The sequence below is a fragment of the Synechococcus sp. R55.7 genome (assembly GCF_047461955.1).
Lineage (GTDB): Bacteria > Cyanobacteriota > Cyanobacteriia > Thermostichales > Thermostichaceae > Thermostichus.
In genome coordinates this window covers 1-2,908 of sequence record NZ_JANSIC010000278.1, presented here as the reverse complement: position 1 = coordinate 2,908, position 2,908 = coordinate 1, and the positions used below count along the sequence as shown (strand labels likewise).

The window sequence follows — 2,908 nt, the reverse complement described above, 5'->3', positions numbered from 1 at the left end:
CTCTTGCCATCTCACTTTTATGCCCAGCTCCATCATTTCCCCGGAAAACCTGCTGGATCTCTGTGAACAGGGTGTGTACAAGGCGTTGGCCGCTGGAGCCGACCAGGCAGAAGTGTTTGCCAACTCAGGCCGGGAAACGGAAGTCACTTTTGAGAAAAATGACCTCAACCTGGCCCGCAGCAGCAGCGAGACCCTGTTCGGCATTCGGGTTTTCTGCGACGGCAGGCTGGGCTTTGCCACCTCCAACCGCCCGGAAGAGTTAGCTGAGACGGCTGCTGAGGCTGTGACCATGGCCAAGGCTTCGCCGGCGGATCCCCTCAACGGGCTGCCGGAGCCCCAACCTTTGCCCCAGGTGCCCTTTGCCCTTGATCCGGGGCTGCTGGAACTGGATGCCGCCACCCTGACCCAGTTGGGATCCCAATTGCTGGAGTGGGTGCGATCCAAAGACCCTCGCATCACCATCGACAGCGGCTCCCTCAGCGTGGAGGAAGAGACCCTGGCCATCGCCTCTTCCACCGGCATCCGGGCCAACTACCACAGTGTCGAGGCGGGGGGATCCCTGTTTGGCATGGCCATCGACGGGGACGAGGTGGGCAGCTTTGCCTACGACGGCGACAGTGTGCAGAAGCGGGCCGATCTGGTGCCGGCGCTGGAGCGGGCTTTTGATCGCTTTGTCCAGAAATGCGTGGGCGCGCTGGGGGCTGGCGAGGGGGAGAGCTTCCGCGGCCCTATCATTCTCCCTCCAGATGTGGTGGAGGACTTCCTGGGGGATCTCCTCTTTGTCTTGGGGGCGGATGCGGTGCGCAAAGGCAAAAGCCCCTTGGCGCAAAAAATGGGATCCCGGATCGCCAGCCCGTTGCTCACCGTGGTTTCTGAAGGCCTGGGCCTGCCCGGCTACCCCATTGAGCCCTTCGACCGCGAAGGGATCCCTCGCCAGATTACCCCCTTGGTTCACGAAGGGATCCTCTGCAACTTCATGTACAACAGCTACGAGTCCCGCGCTGCTGGCGTTTCCTCCAACGGCCATGCCACAGGGGGGGCGGGCAGCCTGCCGGGGGTGGGGCCAGCTTGTTTGAGAGTGGCGCCGGGGACAACCCCCCTGTCCGAGCTCTACGCGATGGATCGGGGAGTTATCGTCACCCGCCTCTCCGGCAGCAGCAACCCCATTACCGGTGACTTTTCTGGGGTGGTGAAAGGGGGCTTCTTGGTCAAAGGCGGCGAGAAACGCCCCATCCTGGAGACCACCATTGCCGGCAATCTCTACGATTGTTTGCGCAATATCTCCGCCATTTCCCAGGAAGTAACGGTTTTCAACGGCACGGCTGCCTTTCCCGCCCTGCGCATTGAAGATGTATCCATCACTGCGGGCTAAGTAAAGCTAGGGGTGTCGAGATCCCGGCAACAGCGATTAACCTCATTCCCAAAAGCTGCGGAGTTGTTCCCATGGGCCAGGAGATCACCTGCCTCCGTTTTGGTACTGCAGACTTTGCTCAGTTTGCAGCTCGGCTCCAGCAAGAGACGAAGTTGCTCGAGCGCTGGTTGGCCGGTGCGCCGGGGCTGGATCCGGCTTGTCAGCCCTTTGCCCAGGGATCCCCGGTGGGCGGGTTTGAGCTGGAGGCATGGCTGGTGACCCCTCAGGGGGATCCGGCCCCGATCAACTCAGCCTACCTGGAAGCGGTGAACGATCCGCTGGTGGTGCCGGAACTGGCCCAGTTCAACGTGGAGATCAACAGCCGGCCCCAAGTTTTGACCGGCTTGGCTCTGCGGCAGTTTCAGCAAGAGCTGGGCCAAACGTGGGATCGCTGTTGCCAAGTGGCCGAACACTTGCAGGCGGGGTTGATGATGATCGGGATTTTGCCCACGGTGCAGCAAAAGCAACTGACCTTGGAGATGATCTCCCCCCGCAAGCGTTACCTGGCCCTCAACGAGCAGATCCTGAACTTGCACCGGCGTGAGCAATCCCAAGCGATCCCTTCCCTGGGGCTAGATATCGAAGGACCGGCTGGGCGGTTGCGGGTTACCCACCCGGACATCATGCTGGAGGCGGCGACCACCTCCTTTCAAATCCATCTGCAGGTGGCCCCCCACCAGGCAGCCCGCTACTTCAACGCTTCTCTCATCGCCTCGGCCCCTTTGGTGGCGCTGGCGGCCAATTCCCCCTACCTGTTCGGGCACGATCTGTGGGCAGAAACCCGCATCCCTTTGTTTGAGCAAGCTTTGGATGGGCCACCCCCGCCCTCCCCCACCCACTGCCCCCGCGTCACCTTCGGGCAAGGCTATGTACAGGGATCCCTGATGGAGCTGTTTTGGGAAAATGTGCATCGCTACCCGGTGGTGCTGCCGCAAACGTTGGCCGCCTCTCCCTGGGAGCTGGCCCATCTGCGCCTCCACAACGGCACCATCTGGCGCTGGAACCGACCCCTGATCGGCTTGGATCCCGTTCCCCACTTGCGCATCGAACAGCGGGTGGCAGCGGCAGGCCCAACCCTACCCGACATGATCGCCAACGCGGCCTTCTACTTTGGCCTGGTACAAGCCTTGGGATCCCAGCCCGTTTCCCCCGAGCAGGAGCTAAGCTTTGCCCAGTGCCGCGCCAATTTCTACACGGCGGCCCGCTGGGGTCTGGAGGCCCCCATCACTTGGCTCAAGGGTTGGCAGGGATCCCTGCGCCAATTGCTGCTGGAAGAGCTGATCCCCCAAGCAGAGGCGGGTTTGGTTCAACTGGATCTGGCCCCCTCCGATATTCAGGAGTACCTGGGCATTCTCCGCGCCCGGGTGGAGTCGGGGCAGAATGGGGCCACCTGGCAGCGCCGCTATGTCGCCCGGCATGGTAAAGATATGCAACAATTAACCTGTGCCTACTGGGAACGGCAGCGGCAAGGCCAACCGGTACACACCTGGGATCTCA

General features: G+C 61.9%; 2 protein-coding genes. Both read left to right on the top strand.

The features are described from left to right. A partial coding sequence (locus NW820_RS11640) for a TldD/PmbA family protein (RefSeq protein WP_414407563.1) occupies positions 1-1,372 on the top strand: 1,372 nt, incomplete at its 5' end. 152 nt (positions 1,373-1,524) lie between these two features. Next, positions 1,525-2,908, top strand: a 1,384-nt coding sequence (locus NW820_RS11635; RefSeq protein ID WP_414407562.1) for a glutamate-cysteine ligase family protein, incomplete at its 3' end; no start/stop codon positions are given.